Below are 20465 nucleotides of genomic sequence, written 5' to 3'. Positions count from 1 at the left end.
CAATTCAGCCGCTCAGAGGGATTGTTGTCGCAGCGGATTATTATAGAAGCTCAGATACCACATCCGCTAATTGATGGAATGTCTCACGACGCGAAGAGCTTGGTCGCCAGACAAGGCCAATATCTCGGTAGGCCTGCTGACCAGGAGGATCGATCACAACGAGATTCTGGTTTTCCAATAAACCGTGGTCGATCGCCATTTGCGGAATAAAGGTGGTTCCTAAACCATTGGCCACCATTTGCACCAATGTGTGAAGGCTCGTCGCAGTGAACGGGTTGATCTTCTCTTTATCCGTTAACTTACAAGCCGACACAGCATGCTCGGTTAAGCAATGCTCGTTCTCCAACAAAAATACAGATTCGTCTGGCAGGTCATCGTATTTAATCGGAACGCGAATACCATCAGCTTGATTGCGACTGATCACCATCCGGAAAGGGTCTTGCCCAACAACTTGGCTTTCCATATTGTCGATATCGACAGGCAAAGCCAGAATCAGCACATCTAAGTCTCCATGACGCAGCGCAGCCAATAGGTTGGTCGTTGTGTCTTCACGTAACAGCAAATTTAATTGTGGAAAGCGCTGGTTGGCTTCCTGTACCAAATCGCACAAAAGGAACGGCGCTATAGTAGGAATACACCCGACTCGCAGCTGCCCTTGCATCGCATCCCCGTTACATAGATTTCCAAGCTCTACGAGATCTTGTCCTTTCGCTAGTAGCTCTCGACCGTGCTTGACCACCAGCTCACCTGCTTGCGTGAAAACTAGCGGGCTCTTTTTATCTTTCTTCTCATAAAGCGGGCAACCAATCAGCTCTTCTAGGTTTTGAATGCCTTTACTTAGCGTAGATTGACTGACGAAACAGCGATCTGCGGCATCACTGAAATGACGAGTTTCGTGAAGAGTAACAAGATAGTGAAGTTGCTTAAGACTTGGCCATTTATTCATGAAATTACTTTGTAATATGAGTAGGATAAGTTAGGTAAAGGTCATTCGACCTAAGGACAGGACAAAGAATAAGCTTATCGCTTTTTTCGATTAACTTAATCTATTTAATTCGCTTTTTTCTATAGTACCGATTGTACTATAGTTTGTCCCGTAGAAACGGAGCCCAAACAAAGATGTGTTGGGCCAACTAATTTTTTAGGAGATTCCAAAATGGTACTAGTAGGTCGTCAAGCCCCTGACTTTACTGCAGCAGCTGTTCTAGGTAACGGTGAGATCGTTGATAACTTCAACTTCGCAGAATTCACTAAAGGTAAGAAAGCTGTAGTTTTCTTCTACCCACTAGACTTCACTTTCGTTTGTCCTTCAGAGCTAATCGCTTTCGACAACCGTCTTGAAGATTTCCAAGCTAAAGGCGTTGAAGTAATCGGTGTTTCTATCGATTCTCAATTCTCTCACAACGCATGGCGTAACACTGCTATCGCTGATGGCGGTATCGGTCAAGTTAAATACCCTCTAGTTGCTGACGTTAAGCACGAGATCTGCAAAGCATACGATGTTGAGCACCCAGAAGCAGGCGTTGCTTTCCGTGGTTCTTTCCTAATCGACGCTGACGGCCTTGTACGTCACCAAGTAGTTAACGATCTTCCACTAGGTCGTAACATCGACGAAATGCTACGCATGGTAGACGCACTAAACTTCCACGAGAAGAACGGTGAAGTTTGTCCTGCACAATGGGAAGAAGGCAAATCAGGTATGGACGCATCTCCAAAAGGTGTTGCAGCATTCCTATCTGAGCACGCTGACGACCTAAGCAAGTAATTACCTCTTAAGCCCGAACTCAACGCGGGTTAATGGTTGGAAGATTCTCTTTAAAGAGACATAAAGCATAAGCTAATAGCGCAAAGCGCACCGCCAATCAGTTAAGAAGTAAAGTCCTATTAAAAGCCCGAAGTTAACGCTTCGGGCTTTTTGTTTTCCCCCTCCTCGCTCCCCTAGACTGACTCTTGTAATAGATAATTGAGGTAGCGATAAACCTAAACTTTACCTCTATTTTCCCTTATCCCCATCTATTCAGAATCACACCTAGATTGCTATTATTTCATCAGTATCTTTTTGAACGGATAAACACGATGAACACCGAAATTGAAGTCTGTATCGATAACTTAGAATCTCTTCATACCGCACTATCTGGTGGCGCGAATCGAATTGAGCTTTGCTCTTCATTAGCACTTGGCGGATTAACTCCAAGCTTCGGAATGATGAAACAAGCGGCAATAGTTTCGTCGGTTCCGGTCTACGCTATGATACGCCCAAGACAAGGCGACTTCATTTTCGATAACGACGATATGCTCTGTATGCTTGAAGATATTGAAGCTTGCGCAAATGCAGGATTGGATGGGGTCGTACTTGGTGTGTTAGCGCCGAACGGAAGTATTGATATGCCAAAGATGCAACAACTGGCTGACAAAGCGCACTCGTTAAAGCTTGGGATTACCTTCCACAGAGCCATCGATCAAAGCTCTGATTTCCAAGCAGCATTAGAACAAATCATTACACTTGGATGCGAAAGAGTCCTGACATCAGGGCTTGCTGCTAATGCTGAGCAAGGTATCGATGTATTGGCTGCAATGGTCAAACAAGCCGATGGACGAATTGATATCATGGCGGGGGCTGGCGTTAACGCTGCGAATGCCAAAATGATTCAAAGCGCTACCCAAGTACCTGCTCTTCACCTTTCAGGTAAATCGACAAGGCCGAGTCTAATGGAAAACAACTCAAGTGCTCAAATGGGCAGTGATAATATTGATGATTATCAGATCCCAGTGACAGATGCGAGTAAGATATCTGATGTGAGAGCCGCCCTCACCGCTTAGGGCAATAGTCGCCAGCATAAATCCAGAGAACCTCGCTGACTAATCTAACTGACTGACGTATATTAGATTTAATAGCGCAGAAAATTTTCATGGATAGATATGGCTAAAGACTTATTCAGCTCTCTTGATTTAAACCTGTTACGAAGCAAAACATGTTTGGAAGAAACCAAATCCACGGCTTTCAGGCTGAAATTGGCGTGGCAAGTTATGACGGTACGAAAACGCGCTCAGGCGAAGTAGAAGAGAAAACAACACATGGTATAAGCCTAGGCGGGGCCTACGTTTACCAAGCGACACCAATGCTTGGATTACGTGCTGGTGTTGATATGAATATTTTTGATCACAACAAAACCTTTGTGCCTTACGACACAACGGTCAATTTCAATCTTGGTGCCATTATTAGCTTCTAAAGATAAGCTCTATTTGAGTGCGTCATCAAGGCTTTGATCGCCTAGGTGACGTACATCTTTACCCTTCACAAAGTAAATAATGTATTCGCAGATATTTTGGCAGCGGTCTCCCACTCGCTCAATCGCACGCGCTGACCACATCACCTGCAAAATATTAGGAATGTTCTTAGGGTCTTCCATCATATAGGTCATTAACTGACGAATAACGGCCTCGTACTCCGCATCCAACTTATCATCAAGCTTGTGAACTTCAGCTGCCGCATCAACATCCATACGAGCAAAAGCATCTAATACTTGGTGAAGCATGGTGATAGCCTGACGGCAAAGGGGCTCTAAAGATACGTGGAATTTCTGCTCTTTGGTTGAAGGGATCTCAATAGCACCTTGCGCAATTTTAGAAGCAACATCGCCAATACGTTCCAGATCGGTAATCGTTTTGATGATCGCCATAATCAAACGCAGATCCTTCGCTGTCGGCTGACGCTTTGCAATGATTCGAGTACAAGCCTCATCAATCGACACTTCCATCGCATTCACTTTGTGGTCATCACGAATCACTTTTTTGGCCAATTCAACATCGTCTTTATGAAGCGCCTGCATTGCAAACGAGAGTTGCTGCTCCACTAACCCGCCCATGGTCAATACATGAGTACGGATCGATTCTAACTCGACATTGAATTGCCCTGAAATGTGGCGACCGAAATGCATACTTGCTCCTTGAAAGAAATGAAGAAAGCCATTTTTGTAGAGTGACTTAGCTCTAGATGACACCTTTGGAGAGGTTAGCCATATCTACCAGTAATGTAGTCTTCCGTCTGGTTTTTCAATGGAGACGTAAAAATTGAGTCCGTATCTGAGTACTCGATCAATTTTCCCATATGAATAAAGGCAGTATGGTCACTTACACGCGCGGCTTGTTGCATGTTGTGGGTAACAATCACCACTGTGTATTGCGTTTTGAGATCGTTGATCAACTCTTCAATCGTCAAAGTAGAAATCGGATCGAGTGCCGATGTCGGCTCATCTAACAACAGCACTTCAGGCTCAATCGCAACCGCACGAGCGATAACCAAACGCTGCTGTTGACCGCCAGATAAACCAAAAGCATTCTCATGCAACCGATCTTTCACTTCATCCCATAACGCAGCAGCGCGCAGAGAGCGTTCAACCGCATCATCAAGGTCTCGGCTGTTGCTAACGCCTTGTAGCCTCAAGCCATAAACCACATTCTCATAGATAGATTTAGGAAAAGGGTTTGGACGCTGGAATACCATACCAACACGGCGTCGTAAGGTCGCAACATCCACCTTAGGGTGATAGACGTTCTTGCCATGAAGCTTCACTTTCCCGGAAACCTTACAGCCTTCAACAAGATCGTTCATGCGATTAATGCAGCGCAGCAGAGTCGACTTACCACACCCAGAAGGGCCGATAAACGCCGTCACCTGCCCCTTCGGGATCTGCATCGAGATATCATCAAGTGCTTGGCTCTCTTTATAGTAAAGATTTAGCCCTTCGATCGAGATAGCAATTTGCTCATCCTTCAGATTGTGAACATCAAGTGGTGCTTGGTAACCCAAGGTTTCATTAATCGAGAACATCTAATCTTGTCCTAAGGTTCGGTATTTTTCACGCAAGTTATTACGGATATTGATGGCTGTTAAGTTCAACCCAACAATCACCGTAACCAATAAAAATGAAGTCGCATACACTAAAGGTCGTGCCGCTTCGATATTAGAGGTTTGAAAACCAACATCATAGATATGAAAGCCTAAATGCATGAACTTTCTATCTAAGTGTAAATACGGAAACTGACCATCGACTGGCAAGCTAGATGCCAATTTAACAACACCCACCAGCATAAGTGGTGCAACTTCCCCCGCGGCTCTCGCGATTGCCAAAATTAAACCAGTGATAATCGCTGGGCTTGCCATCGGTAAAACAATGCGCCAAAGCGTCTCAAATTGAGTCGCACCAAGCGCTAATGAACCGTGCCTCACTGCACTAGGAATACGCGTTAAGCCCTCTTCCGTGGTTACGATAACGACTGGAAGCGTCAAGACCGCTAAGGTTAGTGCTGACCAAAGTAGACCCGGCGTACCAAATGTCGGTGCTGGCAATCGCTCTGCATAGAACAACGTATCAATCGAGCCACCAATGGTATAGACGAAAAAGCCTAAACCAAAAACGCCATACACAATCGACGGTACACCCGCCAAGTTAATCACGGCGATACGAATTAAACGTGTTAGTGCGTTGTTTTTTGCGTATTCATGAAGATATATCGCAGCGACCACGCCAAGAGGCATCACGACGATCGACATGAGAATAACCAACAGTACTGTACCGAAAATGGCAGGGAATACACCGCCTTCAGAGTTTGAGTCTCGTGGGTTCTCTGATAAGAATTTCCAAACTTGTTTGCCCCAGTGCCCAACCTTTTCTAGGTAAGACATATTATTTGGGTACCAATAATCCAGAATGTGGCTGAGCGAGATCTCGACCAGCTCGCCTGTCATATCCTCAACCAGCAAGCTTTCGACATTAAGTTGCGTTCTAAGGTGCTCAAGCTTAACTTCGGCTTCACCTAACTGGCGGTTTAATTCCAGTTTAGTTTGAGTATAGGTTGTAAGGTATTCATCACTCACTGACTCATTGAGTTCAAGCTTACGCTTTTCTAAGCGCAGGTTTTCCAATTGCCAGCTGATATTACGAATTTCTTGGTTCACGACACGCGACGTTTCTTTACGTAGCGCATCAGCGAACGCCAAGCCTTGTTCGAGCTTTTGGTCTATGTTCGAATCAAAGGTGCCAGAAGCGGTTTTAAAACCCACCGGCTTACCAAAGAAATAACCACCTCGACTTCGTTCAATCACAACCCAATCAAGCGGGGTAGTGGGTTCACGTAAGTTAACATCCAGAATAGAAACAAAGTCCGCAGGGTACAGTTCTCTGTTAGCAACTTTGATGCTTAAGCGCTGTATCAGCCCAGTCGACAAATTTTGAGGAGACAAAAGGTCATGGACTTGTGGAACTTGCTCTATCGGGATGTATTTTCGTTCATATAACTGACCAACCAATACATCTTGTTTTGATACGGTTTCGTCAAGATCGACCACTAGCGATAAGTCTTTGGAGTCAACTTGCCATTGATACAAAGGTGCGGGCCAAAAATAGGTTAAGCCCTTCCAACCAATCAGCAGCATTAGGCCAAGAACAGAAAGCATACTGATGCTCACCGCCCCGCCCGTAAGCCAGATCCACGGAGAGCCCGATTTAACCCAAGATAATAATGACTTCAGTTTATTCATCATGATCGACCTTGCTCTTGGCGTGCTGAAATCAAGGAGCTGCAAAGATCAAGAGACACGCTAGTCAAGCCACTAAAAGCCATTGATACACATTGAGGCAAACCTTTAAAACTACAGCGCACGATATTTATCTCTCAGTCTTTGTCTAACCCACTCAGCAACTGAGTTCACCGCGAATGTAAAGATAAACAGCAAGAGTGCAGCCAAGAACAGCAAGCGGAAATGAGAACCGCCTACTTCTGATTCTGGTAGCTCAACAGCAATCGTTGCCGATAAGGTTCTCATCCCTTCCAAAATATTCCAGTCAAGAATTGGAGTGTTACCTGTCGCCATCAAGACGATCATGGTTTCGCCAACCGCTCGACCTAGGCCCATCATAACCGCTGAAAAGATACCTGGACTCGCCGTCAATAACACCACATAAATAAGCGTCTGCCACGCCGTCGCACCCAACGCTAATGAGCCATCAGATAAATGTTTAGGTACAGAGAAAATAGCATCTTCAGCAATAGTGAAAATCGTTGGGATGACCGCAAAGCCCATAGCAAAACCAACCACTAGCGCATTGCGTTGGTCAAAGTCGATACCATAGCTAGCCAAGAAGGTACGAATATCACCACCAAATAACAAGGCTTCAATGTTGTTTCCACCAGCAAACACCGCAACCACTGTAATCACCAATACCGGAATCAATATCAGAGCATGCCAACCGTTAGAGAAGCGACCCGTTACCCTTTTCGGTAAACAGAACCAAACAAGTCCAGTCAACAGTGTGCTCAGTGGTAATAGCATCATTAATGAGAAGACAGCCGTTAAATGTGTTTCAACGATTGGAGCAAACCAAAGCCCAGCCAAAAATCCGATGATCACGGTTGGAAGAGCTTCCATCAGCTCTATCGAAGGCTTCACCACTCTTCGCATGCGTGGAGACATAAAATAAGCGGTGTAAATAGCTCCGAGCACAGCAACCGGCACGGCAAACATCATCGCAAACAGAGCGGCTTTGATAGTACCGAATGTGATAGGTACTAAACTGAATTTCTCTTCAAAGTCATCATTCGCCGATGTTGATTGCCAAACGTATTGCGGCTCAGGGTAACTTTCATACCAGACCTTTTGCCAAAGCGAGGAGAATGAGATTTGTGGGTATTCATTGTCGACTTTAGCCACACTGATGATGCCATCAATCAACGTTGCCAGATGCAGTTCATTGGCAGACATAGCGGCTAGTTGTGGTGATTTATCAAATGCGCGTTCAAACAACGACAGCTTTTCACTGGTCGTATAGTGGCTTTGTAATGTGCCGTTCTTATAGAAGCTATAAAAACCCTTTCTATAAGTATCAGGAAGAATAAATTGCACTTGTTCAGCAAGTTGGAAGTCTCGAATATGGGTCAGGCTACGCTTTTCATCTTTGAGTACATCGAACCATTGAGAAACCTGTCCGTCCTCATGCGTAACCAACAACGAGTATGCGCCAGACAATAAATCGATGCTTTTCACGGAATGCTTCGCATCATTTAAGCTAAGATCAATCACTTCACGAACATCAAAACCGTTATCTGATAGTTTCAAAACAACCAAATCCGATTGTGCTCGTAGGTATAAGGTTTGCCCATCAGGTGTGACAAGCAGTTGCTGCTGCAAGCCCAACTTATCCGATAGCCATTGGCTCTTCTGAAAAACATACTGACCAGTAAGGTCACTCTGATACCACTTAACCAAGACTCGTTGGTCACTTAACTGCGCGGCAACCGTAATCCCACGTCCATTTTTAGAGAATGCGAATTTGTCGATCGTCGCCCCATTTGAGGGTTCATCATTTAAAAACGGTTCAGGGAGAGTGATTTGCTCAATTTTAGGTTCGGCTTCGCTGCCCTTTTTCAGCACAGGCGCACTATACTCAGGATAGAAAAAAGTAAGATTGCTTGCGCTGTCGGCAAAGGCAAACCAGTTTTCAGATGGGGTATTTCGAGAAAAGGCGATGGGGTTGGCTACAACATCACGCTCAAAGTAAGAGTGTGTATTTTGAGACTCTAAATCCCAAAACTGTACCAAACCGGATTTTTCGATAGTAAATGCATGTTGACCATATTCATCAACCGATAAGACGATAGGCTCTTCTGCGGCAACGGTCTTTACGGCTTGGTCTGTCTCTAAACCAGTATCTGAAAATACCGGTAAAATGACCATTGCCAAGTAAACAAAGATCAATACTAGGGCAGCTAGAACACTGACCGCGCCACATGTCACCGAAAAACGGACGAGACGATCTTTCAACCATCTTTTTTTGTCGCGCTCTTTCAATGAAAATTGGGCTGAAGCCATCTGTTTATCTACCTTTTTTTAGCTACTGACATAATATGTACGTTAGATGACAATTATATTACAAGTTACGTTAAACAACTGAAACTAATAACAAGTTTGTTAGCCATATTTCTTAAAGTAAGATCATAGATTTTGTGAATTTTGCCATTCTAATTTAAAGTAATCAGCTCTATAGCCAGTACTCAAGGATTCTCATCTCGATGGAAAAAGACTATGTCACAAAAGAACTTAGCTGGTTATCCTTCAACGAAAGAGTGCTCCAAGAAGCGGCAGATAAGTCAGTCCCCTTAATCGAAAGAGTTCGTTTTTTAGGTATTTACTCGAAAAACCTCGATGAGTTTTACAAAGTCCGATTTGCTGATGTGAAGCGAAAGATCTTACTTCAAGATCCACAGCTAACCTCCAACTCGCCGAAAAGCCTACTGACTAAAATGCAGAGCAAAGCAAGCAAGCTCGATGCTCAATTCCATGAACTGTATAACGACTTGCTATTGGAATTGGTACGCAATCGTATTTTTCTGGTCAACGAACAACAAATCAGCGAAGAACAAAGTGGCTGGATAAAAAAGTACTTTAAGAAAAAAGTGCTGCCACACTTAACTCCGATTCTCTTGAACGAAGATAGCCAGTTACTTAATATTCTCAAAGATGAACAAAGTTACTTAGCCATCGACATCGAGCGTGATGCATCATCTCAATATGTCTTACTCGAAATCCCATCAGAAGCACTCCCTCGATTTGTTAAGTTACCGGAAACTTCGGGTTCGCAGCGTACAACTTTGATCTTGTTAGATAATATAGTTCGATTTTGTTTGGATGACTTACTTAAAGGATTCTTTGAGTATGACTCATTGCGTTGTTTTGCGATAAAAATGACACGTGATGCCGATTATGATCTGCAAGAGGACAATGAAAATAACCTATTAGAATCGATGTCTTTAGGTTTAGAACAGCGCTTAACGGCACTGCCGATACGTCTGATCTATGAATCTGAAATGCCAACTGAAATGCTCAACTTCTTACAAGTCAGACTTAAACTGTCTGACTATGACAGTGTCATCGCAGGTGGTCGCTATCATAACTTCAAACATTTCTCTGAGTTCCCAAGCCTTAACCGACGTGATTTAGTTAATCGTCCTCTACCCGCGATTAAGTGCGCGCATTTCAGCCATTACCCAAACTATTTCGAAGCGATCAAAGCTCGCGACATCTTACTGCATTATCCTTATCACACCTTTAGTCACATCACTGAACTGGTTAGGCAGGCTTCCTTTGACCCGAAGGTAACCTCCATCAAAATAAACGTTTACCGTGTTGCGGAAGGCTCAAAACTCCTCAGCTCGATCATCGATGCGGCGCACAATGGCAAAAAGGTCACTGTGGTTGTCGAGCTGCAAGCACGCTTTGATGAGCAAGCCAACATTCAATGGACCAAGAAACTTCAAGAAGCGGGTGTAAAAGTCATCCATGGCATCCCAAGTTTGAAGATCCATTCCAAGTTGCTGCTCATCAAACGAAAAGAAGGCAAGCATACCGAGCATTATGCCCATATTGGCACTGGCAACTTCCATGAAGTTACAGCGCGCGTGTATACCGATTTCTCTCTGCTCACTGCGAATGAAGATTTGACTCAAGAGGTGAGACAAGTCTTTAAGTATATTGAAAACCCTTATCAAAAGTCCCAGTTCAAGCAACTGATTGTGTCACCAAAGAATACTAGAAAACGTCTGTACCAATTGATAGATAATGAAATACAAAACGCGATAGAAGGTAAACCTGCAAGCATCACTCTAAAACTCAACAACTTGGTCGATCGAGAGATCATTGAAAAGCTCTATCAGGCTAGCCAAGCCAATGTAAAAGTGAGAATGGTCATTCGCGGCATGTGCTCTCTTGTCCCTGGCATACCCAACATCAGTGATCATATTGAGATAGTCAGTGTGGTCGATCGTTTCCTCGAACATCCGAGAGTGATGATATTTGGTAACGCTGGAAAGCCGAAGGTCTATATATCTTCCGCTGACTGGATGACACGAAATTTTGATCACCGCATCGAAGTTGCAGCTCCAATTTTAGATCCAAAGATCAAGCAAACCATTATCGATATCACCGAGTTTCATTTCGATGACAGCAACAAAGCTCGAGTGCTAGACCAAGCGATGAGCAACTCTTACACACAACCACCAGCAAACCTACTTGATTACCCGACGTCACAACTCTCCACTTACCACTATATTAAACGTATGGAGAAACTTGCTCGCAAGAAGTACAAACAAGAGAAGAAATCATGCCGCTAATTGATAACAAACATTCTCGATGTATTGCCGCTATCGACTTGGGTTCGAACAGCTTTCACATGGTGGTTGCCCGAGTATTCGATCAACACCTGCAATTAGTCAGCAGACACAAACAGAAAGTGAGATTAGGTGATGGATTGGATGAACGTAACGTCCTATCTGAAAGCGCTATCGAGCGAGGCCTAGAATGCCTCAAGGTGTTCGCAGAACGACTGGCGGATTTTGAGCTTGATGATGTCAGAGTTGTTGCGACTCATACCCTAAGAAAAGCCAAAAACGCTAAAGACTTCTTAGAGCAAGCCAAGCCACTGTTTCCTTTTCCAATAGAGATCATTTCCGGTCAAGAAGAAGCTCGAATAATCTATAACGGAGCAGAACACACTCAAACCGCTTCTGAATCTAAGTTGGTTATTGATATCGGTGGAGGGAGTACGGAACTCGTCGCCGGACAAGGCTTTACTCCTCTAATTATGCGCAGTTTACCGATGGGATGCGTCAACTTCACTCAACGTTTCTTTGCTGACGAAGGGCTAACTTCACGACACTTCTCAGATGCTTATACCGCAGCTACTCGTCTATTGATGCCATTGATTGAAGAATACACAAAAGCCCCTTGGGAAATCGCTTTTGGCTCATCTGGTACCACGAAATCAATAAAAGAAGTACTCATTGGCTTAGGGTTCACCGATGGTCTCATTACGCCCCAACGCCTGTCCTATTTAAAGAATCACTTATGTGAGTTTTCATCATCCAACACCGTAAATCTTTCAGGCTTAAGTGATGAGAGAAAGCCTGTGTTTGCTGCAGGCGTCACCATTCTTTCAGCAGCAATGGATACGCTAGACATCAAGGAGTTACATTTTTCTGATGGTGCCCTGAGAGAAGGCGTTCTTTATGACATGGAGGATAGGTTTAAAGATATTGATATTCGAACAAGAACTGCCGAAACGCTCGTCTCTCGATACCATGTAGACGTAACTCATGGCGAGAAAGTGAAAGTGCTCGCTCTTTCATTGCTGAAACAAGTACAGCCTCAAGTGACAACTGCGGTCACTAATGAGCTGTATGATCTGCTTGGTTGGGCTGCAGTACTTCATGAGGTAGGACAAAGCATTGCATTCCAAGGCTATCACCGCCATTCGGCTTATCTGCTTAAGCATACGACAATGCCAGGCTTTAATACTGAGCAACAACGCCTTATATCAGCATTGGTTCGCTATCAAAGAAAAGCGCTCAAACTACAAGATTTGCCGGAACTTTCTCTGTTTACTCAGCAACAAGTCACCCTGCTGATTCGTATATTGAGACTCGCTATCTTACTCAACCGTCAGCGAAATCAAGCACTGGCCCCAGACGTGACTCTAACGATTGAACAACAGGATAACTGGGAATTGAAAGGAACTAACAGCGATTGGTTGGCCCAAAACCAACTGCTTGATTATGAGCTCAGAGAAGAGCAACAACGTTGGCAAAATGCAGGATGGTCGTTAAAGCTAAAATAACGAACAGTCAAAATTAAAACAGCCTGCGACGCGCAAGCTGTTCATACGTTTCTTATCTAAGTTTATCGCAGCCTGAATTAGAGCCCGACTTTTGCCAACTCTTGCTCTGCGAACTCAGACGGTATTGCTAAATAGCCATCTTTCTCTACAAGTTCTTGTCCCTGCTTTGAGAATACAAAAGTAAGGAACTCTCTCTCAACCGGAGAAAGTGGTTTATCCGGATGCTTATTCACATACACATAGAGAAAACGAGATAGAGGGTAATCACCACTCAAGATATTCTCACGCGTAGGCTCAACATAATTAGAGCCGTGCTCTGCAATAGGAATCAGCTTAACACCTGCTACGCGGTAGCCAATGCCCGAGTAGCCAATCCCACTGATGGATGAAGCGACCGACTGAACGACTGAAGCCGAACCAGGTTGCTCATTGACTCGGTTTTTAAAGTCACCGCCGCACAGTGCATTCTGTTTGAAGTATCCATAAGTCCCCGATACAGAATTACGACCAAACAGTTGGAATCGATGTTTTGCCCACGGTTGGTCAATGCCCAAATCTTGCCAATTATTTAGCGGCTTAGTCGCTCCGCAACGCAATGTCTCTGAGAATATACTGTCAATCTGGTGAAAGTTGAGCCCTTCAATAGGGTTATCACGATGCACAAAAAGTCCAATCGCATCGATAGCGACTCTCAGTGCTGTCGGCTTATAGCCATGCTCTCTTTCAAACGCTTCGACTTCTCGTAGGCGCATTGGACGACTCATTGGTCCAAGGTGAGCAGTGCCTTCCGTTAAAGCAGGAGGGGCAGTAGAAGAACCAGAAGCTTGAACTTGAGCGTTCACATTCGGGTAGTAAGACTTGAACTCTTCCATCCATAATGTCGTCATACCCGCCAAGGTATCCGAACCAACAGACAATAGGCTCCCTGAAATACCCGGCACCTTAACGTAATCAGGAAGTGAGTCGACACCCTGATCGGCATGAACTGGGTTAACCAAAGCAAATGTTAACAATAAGCTTACGGGTAAACGCATCCTGCGTGTCACACAACTCATGACACTGTCAGTCGATTTGGCAATGTAAAATGGAATCGACTACCGACACCTACTTCACTTTGAATTTCTAAATGTGAGTCATGATGACTAAGCGCATGTTTCACAATCGCCAATCCAAGACCACTACCACCTGTATCACGTGAGCGTGCTTTATCTACACGATAGAAACGCTCTGTGAGTCGATGTAAGTGTTGTGGCTCGATACCGTCTCCGGTGTCTGATACATCCAAACAAGCACCTTGACTGGTCTGGTACCAACGTACCTTAACCGTCGCGCCCGGTGGTGTGTATTTCACTGCGTTGTAAACCAGATTCGATATAGCACTTCTCAATTGATCTTCATCAGCAAGAACGCGTAGGCTCTTATCGATATCAAACTCAAGCTTATGCTCTCGATCACCACTTAGGCTTGCCGCTTCTTTCTCAAGAACCTCAAGCATCGCCGGAACGTTCACCACTTCATCCAACTCATGCATTGGCGCCGCTTCAATTTTCGAAAGCGTGAGTAGTTGATTAACCAAACTGTTCATTCGATTGAGCTGCTCAGTCATTACGCCATGCGCCTTGGTCCACATTGGGCCAACGATCATGTCTGGATCTTCGGTCATTTCAAGGTAACCTTGAAGGACGGTCATCGGCGTACGCAATTCATGAGAAACGTTAGCGAAGAAGTTACGGCGCATGCCTTCTAACTGCTTAAGCTGGGTCACATCACGTACCACCATCAGGTGTTCACCCTCGGTATACGGCACAATACGCAGCTCGAGCATACGCTCCACATTCAATGGAGAAGGCATCTCTAATGGCTCAGAGAAATCTTGCTTATTAAGGTACTTAATAAAATCTGGAGTACGAATCAAATTAGAGATCGGTTGACCTGAATCATCTGGCCAACGAAAGCCCAGCAAATACTGAGCTAGCTTGTTACACCAAACGATATTGCCTTCACCGCGAAATACCACAACGGCATCGGGAAGCGATTCTGCACCGTTACGGAAACGGCGGATAAGGTTAGTCAGTTCTTTGCGTTTGCGACGCTGTCTCTGCTGCATACGATAAATACCGTTAAACAGAGATTCCCAGTTCCCAGAGCCTGAAGGTGGAGTTAGACGCTTCTCATCCCACAGCCATGCGGACAAACGCATTTGGTTGTGTAGATGCCAGCCGAGCTGCAATACCGTAGCAGCCAGCAGCAACCAAGGTAGGTAACCGAATATCCATCCGACTAAAACCCATGGTGCGTAAAAAAAAGCCAGCTCCCAAGCCAGCTTTTTCCAGGTTAACTTTTCAACCATTCAGGACTCCGTAAACTGGGCAGCGAAGCCACATTAAGCCTTTGTAGAAAAACGGTAGCCAGCGCCACGAACCGTTTGGATTAGCTTATCGTGACCTGCAGACTCAAGCGCTTTACGCAGGCGTCGAATATGTACATCAACCGTTCGGTCTTCAACGTAAACATTGGTACCCCAAACGTTGTTAAGCAGCTGCTCTCGGCTGTACACACGCTCTTGGTGAGTCATAAAGAAATGCAGCATTTTGAACTCTGTTGGTCCCATATCAACTGGACCTTCGCTTGCGGTAACACGATGAGATACTGGGTCTAGCTTAAGACCTTGTACATCAATCACATCTTCTAGTGCAGTAGGCGTTACACGGCGGATAACCGCTTTCAGGCGAGCAACGAGCTCTTTGGGTGAAAATGGCTTGGTGATGTAATCATCAGCACCCACTTCTAAACCACGCACCTTATCTTCTTCTTCTCCACGAGCCGTTAGCATCACCACTGGGATGTTGCGAGTTAACTCTTCACGCTTCATGTGCTTGATAAAGTTTATCCCGCTACCACCAGGTAGCATCCAATCTAGTAATACTAGATCTGGGAAAGGTTCACATAGCTTGTTTACCGCTGTATCGTAATCTTCAGCCTCTACTGCTTGGTAGCCTTTTTGTTCAAGCACGAAGCACAGCATCTCACGAATAGGTGCTTCATCTTCAACGACCAGAATCCTTCTCGACATAATTGAATAGCCTTTGTATTTAATCAACGCATTGCATTATCTGAGTTAATTATGACACTTTTGTGACCTTTGAAAACAAATTTTCATATAACTGTCTCAAACATTTCACTTTATAACTTTTGATACAGAGCTAGGGACAAATCGAATTAGATCTCATATCATGAAGCACTTTTAAAAAGGTATGAGAAAAATTTATGTGGTTTAAAAATTGCCTAGTCTATCGCTTCAACCGTGATATTGATTTCAACGCAGATCAGCTAGAGAAACAACTTGAAGAATTCCGCTTTACTCCTTGTGGTAGCCAAGACAAACAGAAGTTTGGTTGGGTACACGCAATGGGTAGACATGGCGATATGATGACGCACGTATCAGAAAACCGCATTCTTATCTGTGCAAAGAAAGAAGAGAAAATGCTACCCGCTTCTGTGATCAAAGAATCATTGAACGCAAAAGTAGAAACGCTTGAGGCAGAGTCTGGTACCCCTCTGAAAAAGAAAGAGAAAGACAGCCTAAAAGAAGACATCATCATTGATCTACTTCCTCGAGCATTCAGCCGCAGCAACTTCACTTACGCGCTGATCATGCCAAAAGAAGGTTTCATTGTGGTTGATGCGAGCAGCTACAAAAAAGCAGAAGATGTATTAGCATTGCTACGTAAGACAATGGGTAGCCTGCCAGTAGTGCCAGCTATCCCAGAGCAAGCGATCGAAACGACTCTTACAGAATGGGTGAAATCAGGTGATACGCCACAAGGCATCACTATGCTTGATGAAGCAGAACTAAAATCTATTCAAGAAGACGGCGGTATTGTTCGAGTTAAGAAACAAGAACTAGAAGCTGATGAGATTAAAAACCACATCGAAGCCAATAAGATGGTGACGAAACTTCTTATCAACTGGCAAGACCGTATTGAATTCATTCTTGCAGAAGATGGCAGCATCAAACGCCTAAAATTCAGTGATGAGCTCAAAGACGAAAACGACGATATTCCTCGTGAAGATCAAGCTGCGCGTTTTGATGCGGACTTCTCTCTACTTTGTGGTGAGTTCAGTGTTTTCCTTCCAAACCTATTTGAATCATTAGGCGGGTTAACTCAACCTAACGCTTAATCAGTCAAACTATAGGCTCAGGTGCTAACGGTATCTGAGCTTATTTCTCACTAAGTTCTCACTTATATCTGCCTCTAGACCCTCTTGTTAATGTCATTGCTATCTTTAGGGCTATCAACCAAACTCATTTTAGCGTAAAATTTGCGCCCCTTTGATATCACTTGGTGGTATCAACCTGACTTGAGATCAGATTAGAGAACGAAGCAATGACTACACAAAAACCATTTGTACCTGAACTATTATCACCGGCAGGAAGCCTCAAAAACATGCGTTACGCATTCGCCTACGGCGCAGATGCAGTATACGCAGGCCAGCCACGTTACAGCCTTCGTGTTCGTAACAACGAGTTCAATCACGAAAACCTACAAATCGGTATCGATGAAGCTCATGCTCAAGGCAAAAAGTTATATGTTGTATGTAACATTCAGCCGCACAACTCTAAATTAAAAACATTCATTCGCGACCTCAAACCAGTTGTAGACATGGGCCCTGACGCGCTTATCATGTCAGATCCTGGTCTTATCATGATGGTTCGTGAAGCATTCCCTGAAATGCCAATCCATCTTTCTGTTCAAGCAAACGCAGTAAACTGGGCGACCGTTAAGTTCTGGTCAACTCAAGGCGTTGAGCGTGTGATCTTATCTCGTGAGCTATCGCTTGAAGAGATCGAAGAGATTCGCGAACACTGCCCAGAAACAGAGCTAGAGATCTTTGTTCACGGAGCTCTTTGCATGGCTTACTCAGGCCGTTGTCTGCTTTCTGGTTACATGAACAAGCGCGATCCAAACCAAGGTACTTGCACCAACGCTTGCCGCTGGGAATACAAAACAGAAGCAGCGAAAGAAGACGAAAACGGTCAGATCGTTGAAGCAAACCCTACTGGTGTTGCTATTCAAGAAGTAGAAACGCAAGACATTGAAGTTCAAGATGAGCGTCCAGACAACACACTAGGCCTTGGTAAACCAACAGACGAAGTGGTTCTGCTTTCTGAATCACACAAGCCAGAAGAGAAAATGGCAGCGTTTGAAGATGAGCATGGTACTTACATCATGAACTCAAAAGACCTTCGTGCAATCCAACACGTTGAGCGCCTAACGAAGATGGGTGTTCACTCTCTGAAGATTGAAGGTCGTACTAAGTCTTTCTACTACTGTGCACGTACTGCTCAGGTTTACCGTAAAGCTATTGACGATGCAGTGGCAGGCAAACCATTCGATGAAAGCCTAATGGGTACACTAGAGAGCCTAGCTCACCGTGGTTACACTGAAGGCTTCTTACGTCGCCATACACACGATACATACCAAAACTACGAGTACGGTTACTCTATCTCTGACACTCAACAGTTTGTTGGTGAGTTCACAGGTAAGCGCCGTGGTGACCTAGCGGAAGTAGAAGTGAAGAACAAGTTCCTAGTAGGCGACAGCTTAGAAATGATGACACCGAAAGGTAACGTTGTTTTCAAACTAGAAGTTATGGAAAACCGCAAATCTGAAGCGGTCGACGATGCGAAAGGTAACGGTCACTTTGTATTTATTCCTGTACCAGCAGATCTAGATCTAGAGTACGGCTTGCTGATGCGTAACTTGAGCGAAGGCCAAGATACACGTAACGCATCAGGCAAATAATTTTTACTTAAGCGACTTACTTGAGAAGAAAATAATGGCTCTGTTAATTACTGACAAGTGCATAAACTGCGATATGTGTGATCCTGAATGCCCAAATGGTGCAATCACTATGGGCGACAGCATCTTCGAGATCGATCCTGATTTATGTACAGAGTGTAAAGGTCACTATGAAAAGCCAACATGCCAGTCAGTGTGTCCGATTACAAAATGCATCATCACTGACCCAAACCATATTGAAACTGATGACGAGCTACTTGAGAAGTTTGTTATCATTCAAGGCTTGACCTAAAAGAAGAAAGGTTCAACTTAACCATAAGTTGAACCTTTTTTTTCATCCTGATTTTCCGATTGGATAAATATTGCAGAAGAGCTCTTTTTCAAATTGATATTCGAGTCGTTCTCGCCAGTTTATTGATTGAGCTATAGGAACAAGATAAAAGTTTTCCCTGCTGGTATCGGTCACAAATGCCATTCCATACTGCATCAATTCATAGTGAACATCATTTACGAAACTAGGGTCTAAACGTTGTCTGCCTGTTAGCTGATTGATGTCATCTCTTGAAATTGAAATACCCGAGCTTTCAGCGTTGAACCTATGTCTTAACCATTCTGAAAATTCCTTCGCACAAATCATAGTCATAGTCTTATCCTTGAATTATCTATCGACGGGTATCAGACTCTGATTTCGCATACTGCATATAAGCCGCATCTTTCACCCCAAAACACTCAATCCCTGACCAAACCTTGTCAAATTCGCCATCGCCCTTGCTGATACCGTTATTGCTTTTATTAATATCAAACGATGTTCTTAATCTCGTGTTTATAAACTCTAGACAAAAGTGTGATATTTCTCCAGTTTTAGAGTCGAAAAAACCAGTGGCAGTACCACTGTAAAAAGCCTCGATGAACAGGATTACTTATTCGATATCAAGGCCAAACACTGACTTGGCATCACTTTAACTTTTTTCTTTTTCTTAGTTTTCGCTACTTTTTTAGGAGGTGGAACTGGAACAGTCTTTGGAGCCCAACTTGCAAGTTCATCTCCACAACCGTCACCTTTAGGAGGGCTCGCTTGAGCTATGCAGTTTGAACTGCCTTCAGGACACTTTAAACGAACGTGGAAGTGGGAGTGGTGTCCCCACCAAGGTCTTATTTTGCCTAACCAAGCTCTATCATTAGCGTCAGAGTTTTCTTGTTCACAAAGGGTTTGCTTGATCACTGGATGAACAAAAATACGCACCACTTTTTCATCTTTCGCCGCATAACGAATAACTTGAAAATGATCATCGGTCCAATTCGATTCACGCAATTTGTAGTTGGTAAGATCCACAACGCTCACAGGTTTAGGCACAGCTAATTCGTTCTCTGACAACCTCTTACTGGTTAACCTTAGCCATATATCAATATCTAACCCTGTTTGATGACTTGAATGACCTGAAGAAAAGCGCCCTCCTCTGGGAAGAGAAATATCACCGATCAATAAATTAGTATTGAGCTTCTCGCTGGTCGTGACTCCTAACCTCTCAATAAACTTTATAGCTTCTGTATGGCCATAGTAGCGCTCTCTTTGAGGGCGAATGATCTGATACCCCAACCCATTAATAGGCAAAGCCTGCGCGCCGTCTAGGCAGCCATTGGCATAGCTTCCAATTGATGAGGGTGAATTTTTAGTAGGGTGACTCTCTTTTTCCCACGAAGTTGCTGATAGAGAAAATGAACAAAAGAATACAACCAGTGCAAAAAAGAACCTCATAATAATCCCAAATTACTGACGCTTACTCATTATATTAGTCGCCATTTAGGATTAGGTGCATATCGTACTTAAGTTTTTGGTGGTAGCTAGTGAATTATACCAATTAAAGTAAAAATGTGATCTAATTAAGATTGATGAATTATTGTGAAATTTAGCCATGGATAGCCTTAATAACACTGACTTCAAAAAGCTTGCGAGCCAGCAAAAAACCATTCAGATGAAGATGCGTTTACTTGC

Annotated in this window: 17 protein-coding genes and 1 pseudogene; 8 read left to right on the top strand and 10 right to left on the bottom strand. The window is 44.0% G+C overall.

What is annotated here, in order from left to right; translation table 11 throughout:
* Positions 1-40 precede the first annotated feature (40 nt).
* Positions 41-946 carry a hydrogen peroxide-inducible genes activator gene (locus AB4486_RS03805; protein ID WP_017062525.1) on the bottom strand — a complete coding sequence of 302 codons (906 nt, stop codon included), beginning with the start codon at positions 944-946 and terminating at the stop codon, positions 41-43.
* Positions 947-1156: 210 nt separating this feature from the next.
* On the opposite strand from AB4486_RS03805, the gene AB4486_RS03800 reads away from it, so the two are divergent.
* The 3 genes and pseudogenes from AB4486_RS03800 to AB4486_RS03790 all read left to right on the top strand — a co-directional run.
* Complete coding sequence (locus AB4486_RS03800) at positions 1157-1765, top strand: peroxiredoxin C (protein WP_004740353.1); 609 nt, start codon at positions 1157-1159, stop codon at positions 1763-1765.
* A gap of 311 nt (positions 1766-2076) precedes the next feature.
* Entirely contained in the window at positions 2077-2820 is a 744-nt protein-coding gene (locus AB4486_RS03795) for a copper homeostasis protein CutC (RefSeq protein WP_017062527.1), read from the top strand.
* A 146-nt stretch (positions 2821-2966) separates the two neighbouring features.
* Positions 2967-3230: pseudogene (locus AB4486_RS03790) on the top strand (hypothetical protein); the annotation flags it as partial.
* Positions 3231-3239: 9 nt separating this feature from the next.
* Here AB4486_RS03790 and phoU read toward each other — a convergent pair.
* From phoU to AB4486_RS03770, 4 genes are all read right to left on the bottom strand, one after another.
* Complete coding sequence (gene phoU, locus AB4486_RS03785) at positions 3240-3938, bottom strand: phosphate signaling complex protein PhoU (protein WP_009848270.1); 699 nt, start codon at positions 3936-3938, stop codon at positions 3240-3242.
* 74 nt (positions 3939-4012) lie between these two features.
* Complete coding sequence (gene pstB / locus AB4486_RS03780; RefSeq protein ID WP_009848269.1) at positions 4013-4831, bottom strand: phosphate ABC transporter ATP-binding protein PstB; 819 nt, start codon at positions 4829-4831, stop codon at positions 4013-4015.
* Positions 4832-6541, bottom strand: a complete 1710-nt coding sequence (gene pstA, locus AB4486_RS03775) for a phosphate ABC transporter permease PstA (protein ID WP_017066135.1) — start codon at positions 6539-6541, stop codon at positions 4832-4834. It abuts the gene before it with no gap.
* A gap of 111 nt (positions 6542-6652) precedes the next feature.
* Entirely contained in the window at positions 6653-8869 is a 2217-nt protein-coding gene (locus AB4486_RS03770; RefSeq protein WP_372116524.1) for an ABC transporter permease subunit, read from the bottom strand.
* A gap of 200 nt (positions 8870-9069) precedes the next feature.
* Between AB4486_RS03770 and ppk1 the strand changes: the two genes are divergently transcribed.
* Together ppk1 and ppx are read left to right on the top strand one after the other, a co-directional pair.
* The gene (gene ppk1 / locus AB4486_RS03765; protein ID WP_017066137.1) at positions 9070-11166 is read left to right on the top strand and encodes a polyphosphate kinase 1; all 2097 of its coding nucleotides are present in this window, start codon (positions 9070-9072) and stop codon (positions 11164-11166) included.
* Entirely contained in the window at positions 11157-12668 is a 1512-nt protein-coding gene (gene ppx, locus AB4486_RS03760) for an exopolyphosphatase (protein ID WP_017068609.1), read from the top strand. The genes ppk1 and ppx overlap by 10 nt, the downstream gene beginning before the upstream one ends.
* A 77-nt stretch (positions 12669-12745) precedes the next feature.
* On the opposite strand, the gene AB4486_RS03755 is transcribed toward ppx, so the two are convergent.
* The 3 genes from AB4486_RS03755 to phoB are packed head-to-tail and all read right to left on the bottom strand — an operon-like array spanning position 12746 to position 15741.
* Positions 12746-13723, bottom strand: coding sequence for a PstS family phosphate ABC transporter substrate-binding protein (locus tag AB4486_RS03755; protein ID WP_102333710.1), 978 nt, complete (start codon positions 13721-13723; stop codon positions 12746-12748).
* The gene (phoR, locus tag AB4486_RS03750) at positions 13720-15018 is read right to left on the bottom strand and encodes a phosphate regulon sensor histidine kinase PhoR (protein WP_017062847.1); all 1299 of its coding nucleotides are present in this window, start codon (positions 15016-15018) and stop codon (positions 13720-13722) included. Before phoR ends, AB4486_RS03755 begins: the two co-directional genes overlap by 4 nt.
* Positions 15019-15051: 33 nt before the next feature.
* Positions 15052-15741: a phosphate regulon transcriptional regulator PhoB gene (gene phoB, locus AB4486_RS03745; protein WP_004735064.1), complete on the bottom strand. Its 690-nt coding sequence runs from the start codon at positions 15739-15741 to the stop codon at positions 15052-15054.
* Between the two features lie 194 nt (positions 15742-15935).
* On the opposite strand from phoB, the gene rdgC reads away from it, so the two are divergent.
* The 3 genes from rdgC (at position 15936) to AB4486_RS03730 (ending at position 18764) form a co-directional block, all read left to right on the top strand.
* Positions 15936-16850, top strand: coding sequence for a recombination-associated protein RdgC (rdgC, locus tag AB4486_RS03740; RefSeq protein WP_017062534.1), 915 nt, complete (start codon positions 15936-15938; stop codon positions 16848-16850).
* A 206-nt stretch (positions 16851-17056) separates the two neighbouring features.
* The gene (gene yegQ / locus AB4486_RS03735; protein ID WP_017062848.1) at positions 17057-18475 is read left to right on the top strand and encodes a tRNA 5-hydroxyuridine modification protein YegQ; all 1419 of its coding nucleotides are present in this window, start codon (positions 17057-17059) and stop codon (positions 18473-18475) included.
* 34 nt (positions 18476-18509) lie between these two features.
* Complete coding sequence (locus tag AB4486_RS03730; RefSeq protein ID WP_004735061.1) at positions 18510-18764, top strand: YfhL family 4Fe-4S dicluster ferredoxin; 255 nt, start codon at positions 18510-18512, stop codon at positions 18762-18764.
* 42 nt (positions 18765-18806) lie between these two features.
* On the opposite strand, the gene AB4486_RS03725 is transcribed toward AB4486_RS03730, so the two are convergent.
* Positions 18807-19115, bottom strand: a complete 309-nt coding sequence (locus AB4486_RS03725; RefSeq protein ID WP_017062536.1) for a hypothetical protein — start codon at positions 19113-19115, stop codon at positions 18807-18809.
* A 273-nt stretch (positions 19116-19388) separates the two neighbouring features.
* Positions 19389-20228 (bottom strand): penicillin-insensitive murein endopeptidase, encoded by an 840-nt coding sequence (gene mepA, locus AB4486_RS03720; RefSeq protein WP_029235577.1) that lies wholly within the window; start codon positions 20226-20228, stop codon positions 19389-19391.
* Positions 20229-20465 lie beyond the last annotated feature (237 nt).

This window comes from Vibrio sp. 10N.222.55.C6, assembly GCF_041473395.1.
Lineage (GTDB): Bacteria > Pseudomonadota > Gammaproteobacteria > Enterobacterales > Vibrionaceae > Vibrio > Vibrio crassostreae_C.
Note: the sequence above shows the minus strand (reverse complement) of the source record. Positions and strands in the feature narration are given on the sequence as shown.

Bases quoted from the DNA above. Each gene is read 5' to 3' on its own strand.
- AB4486_RS03805 (WP_017062525.1), bottom strand. From the start codon at position 946: ATGAATAAATGGCCAAGTCTTAAGCAACTTCACTATCTTGTTACTCTT.
- AB4486_RS03800 (WP_004740353.1), top strand. From the start codon at position 1,157: ATGGTACTAGTAGGTCGTCAAGCCCCTGACTTTACTGCAGCAGCTGTT.
- AB4486_RS03795 (WP_017062527.1), top strand. From the start codon at position 2,077: ATGAACACCGAAATTGAAGTCTGTATCGATAACTTAGAATCTCTTCAT.
- phoU (WP_009848270.1), bottom strand. From the start codon at position 3,938: ATGCATTTCGGTCGCCACATTTCAGGGCAATTCAATGTCGAGTTAGAA.
- pstB (WP_009848269.1), bottom strand. From the start codon at position 4,831: ATGTTCTCGATTAATGAAACCTTGGGTTACCAAGCACCACTTGATGTT.
- pstA (WP_017066135.1), bottom strand. From the start codon at position 6,541: ATGAATAAACTGAAGTCATTATTATCTTGGGTTAAATCGGGCTCTCCG.
- AB4486_RS03770 (WP_372116524.1), bottom strand. From the start codon at position 8,869: ATGGCTTCAGCCCAATTTTCATTGAAAGAGCGCGACAAAAAAAGATGG.
- ppk1 (WP_017066137.1), top strand. From the start codon at position 9,070: ATGGAAAAAGACTATGTCACAAAAGAACTTAGCTGGTTATCCTTCAAC.
- ppx (WP_017068609.1), top strand. From the start codon at position 11,157: ATGCCGCTAATTGATAACAAACATTCTCGATGTATTGCCGCTATCGAC.
- AB4486_RS03755 (WP_102333710.1), bottom strand. From the start codon at position 13,723: ATGAGTTGTGTGACACGCAGGATGCGTTTACCCGTAAGCTTATTGTTA.
- phoR (WP_017062847.1), bottom strand. From the start codon at position 15,018: ATGGTTGAAAAGTTAACCTGGAAAAAGCTGGCTTGGGAGCTGGCTTTT.
- phoB (WP_004735064.1), bottom strand. From the start codon at position 15,741: ATGTCGAGAAGGATTCTGGTCGTTGAAGATGAAGCACCTATTCGTGAG.
- rdgC (WP_017062534.1), top strand. From the start codon at position 15,936: ATGTGGTTTAAAAATTGCCTAGTCTATCGCTTCAACCGTGATATTGAT.
- yegQ (WP_017062848.1), top strand. From the start codon at position 17,057: ATGACTACACAAAAACCATTTGTACCTGAACTATTATCACCGGCAGGA.
- AB4486_RS03730 (WP_004735061.1), top strand. From the start codon at position 18,510: ATGGCTCTGTTAATTACTGACAAGTGCATAAACTGCGATATGTGTGAT.
- AB4486_RS03725 (WP_017062536.1), bottom strand. From the start codon at position 19,115: ATGACTATGATTTGTGCGAAGGAATTTTCAGAATGGTTAAGACATAGG.
- mepA (WP_029235577.1), bottom strand. From the start codon at position 20,228: ATGAGGTTCTTTTTTGCACTGGTTGTATTCTTTTGTTCATTTTCTCTA.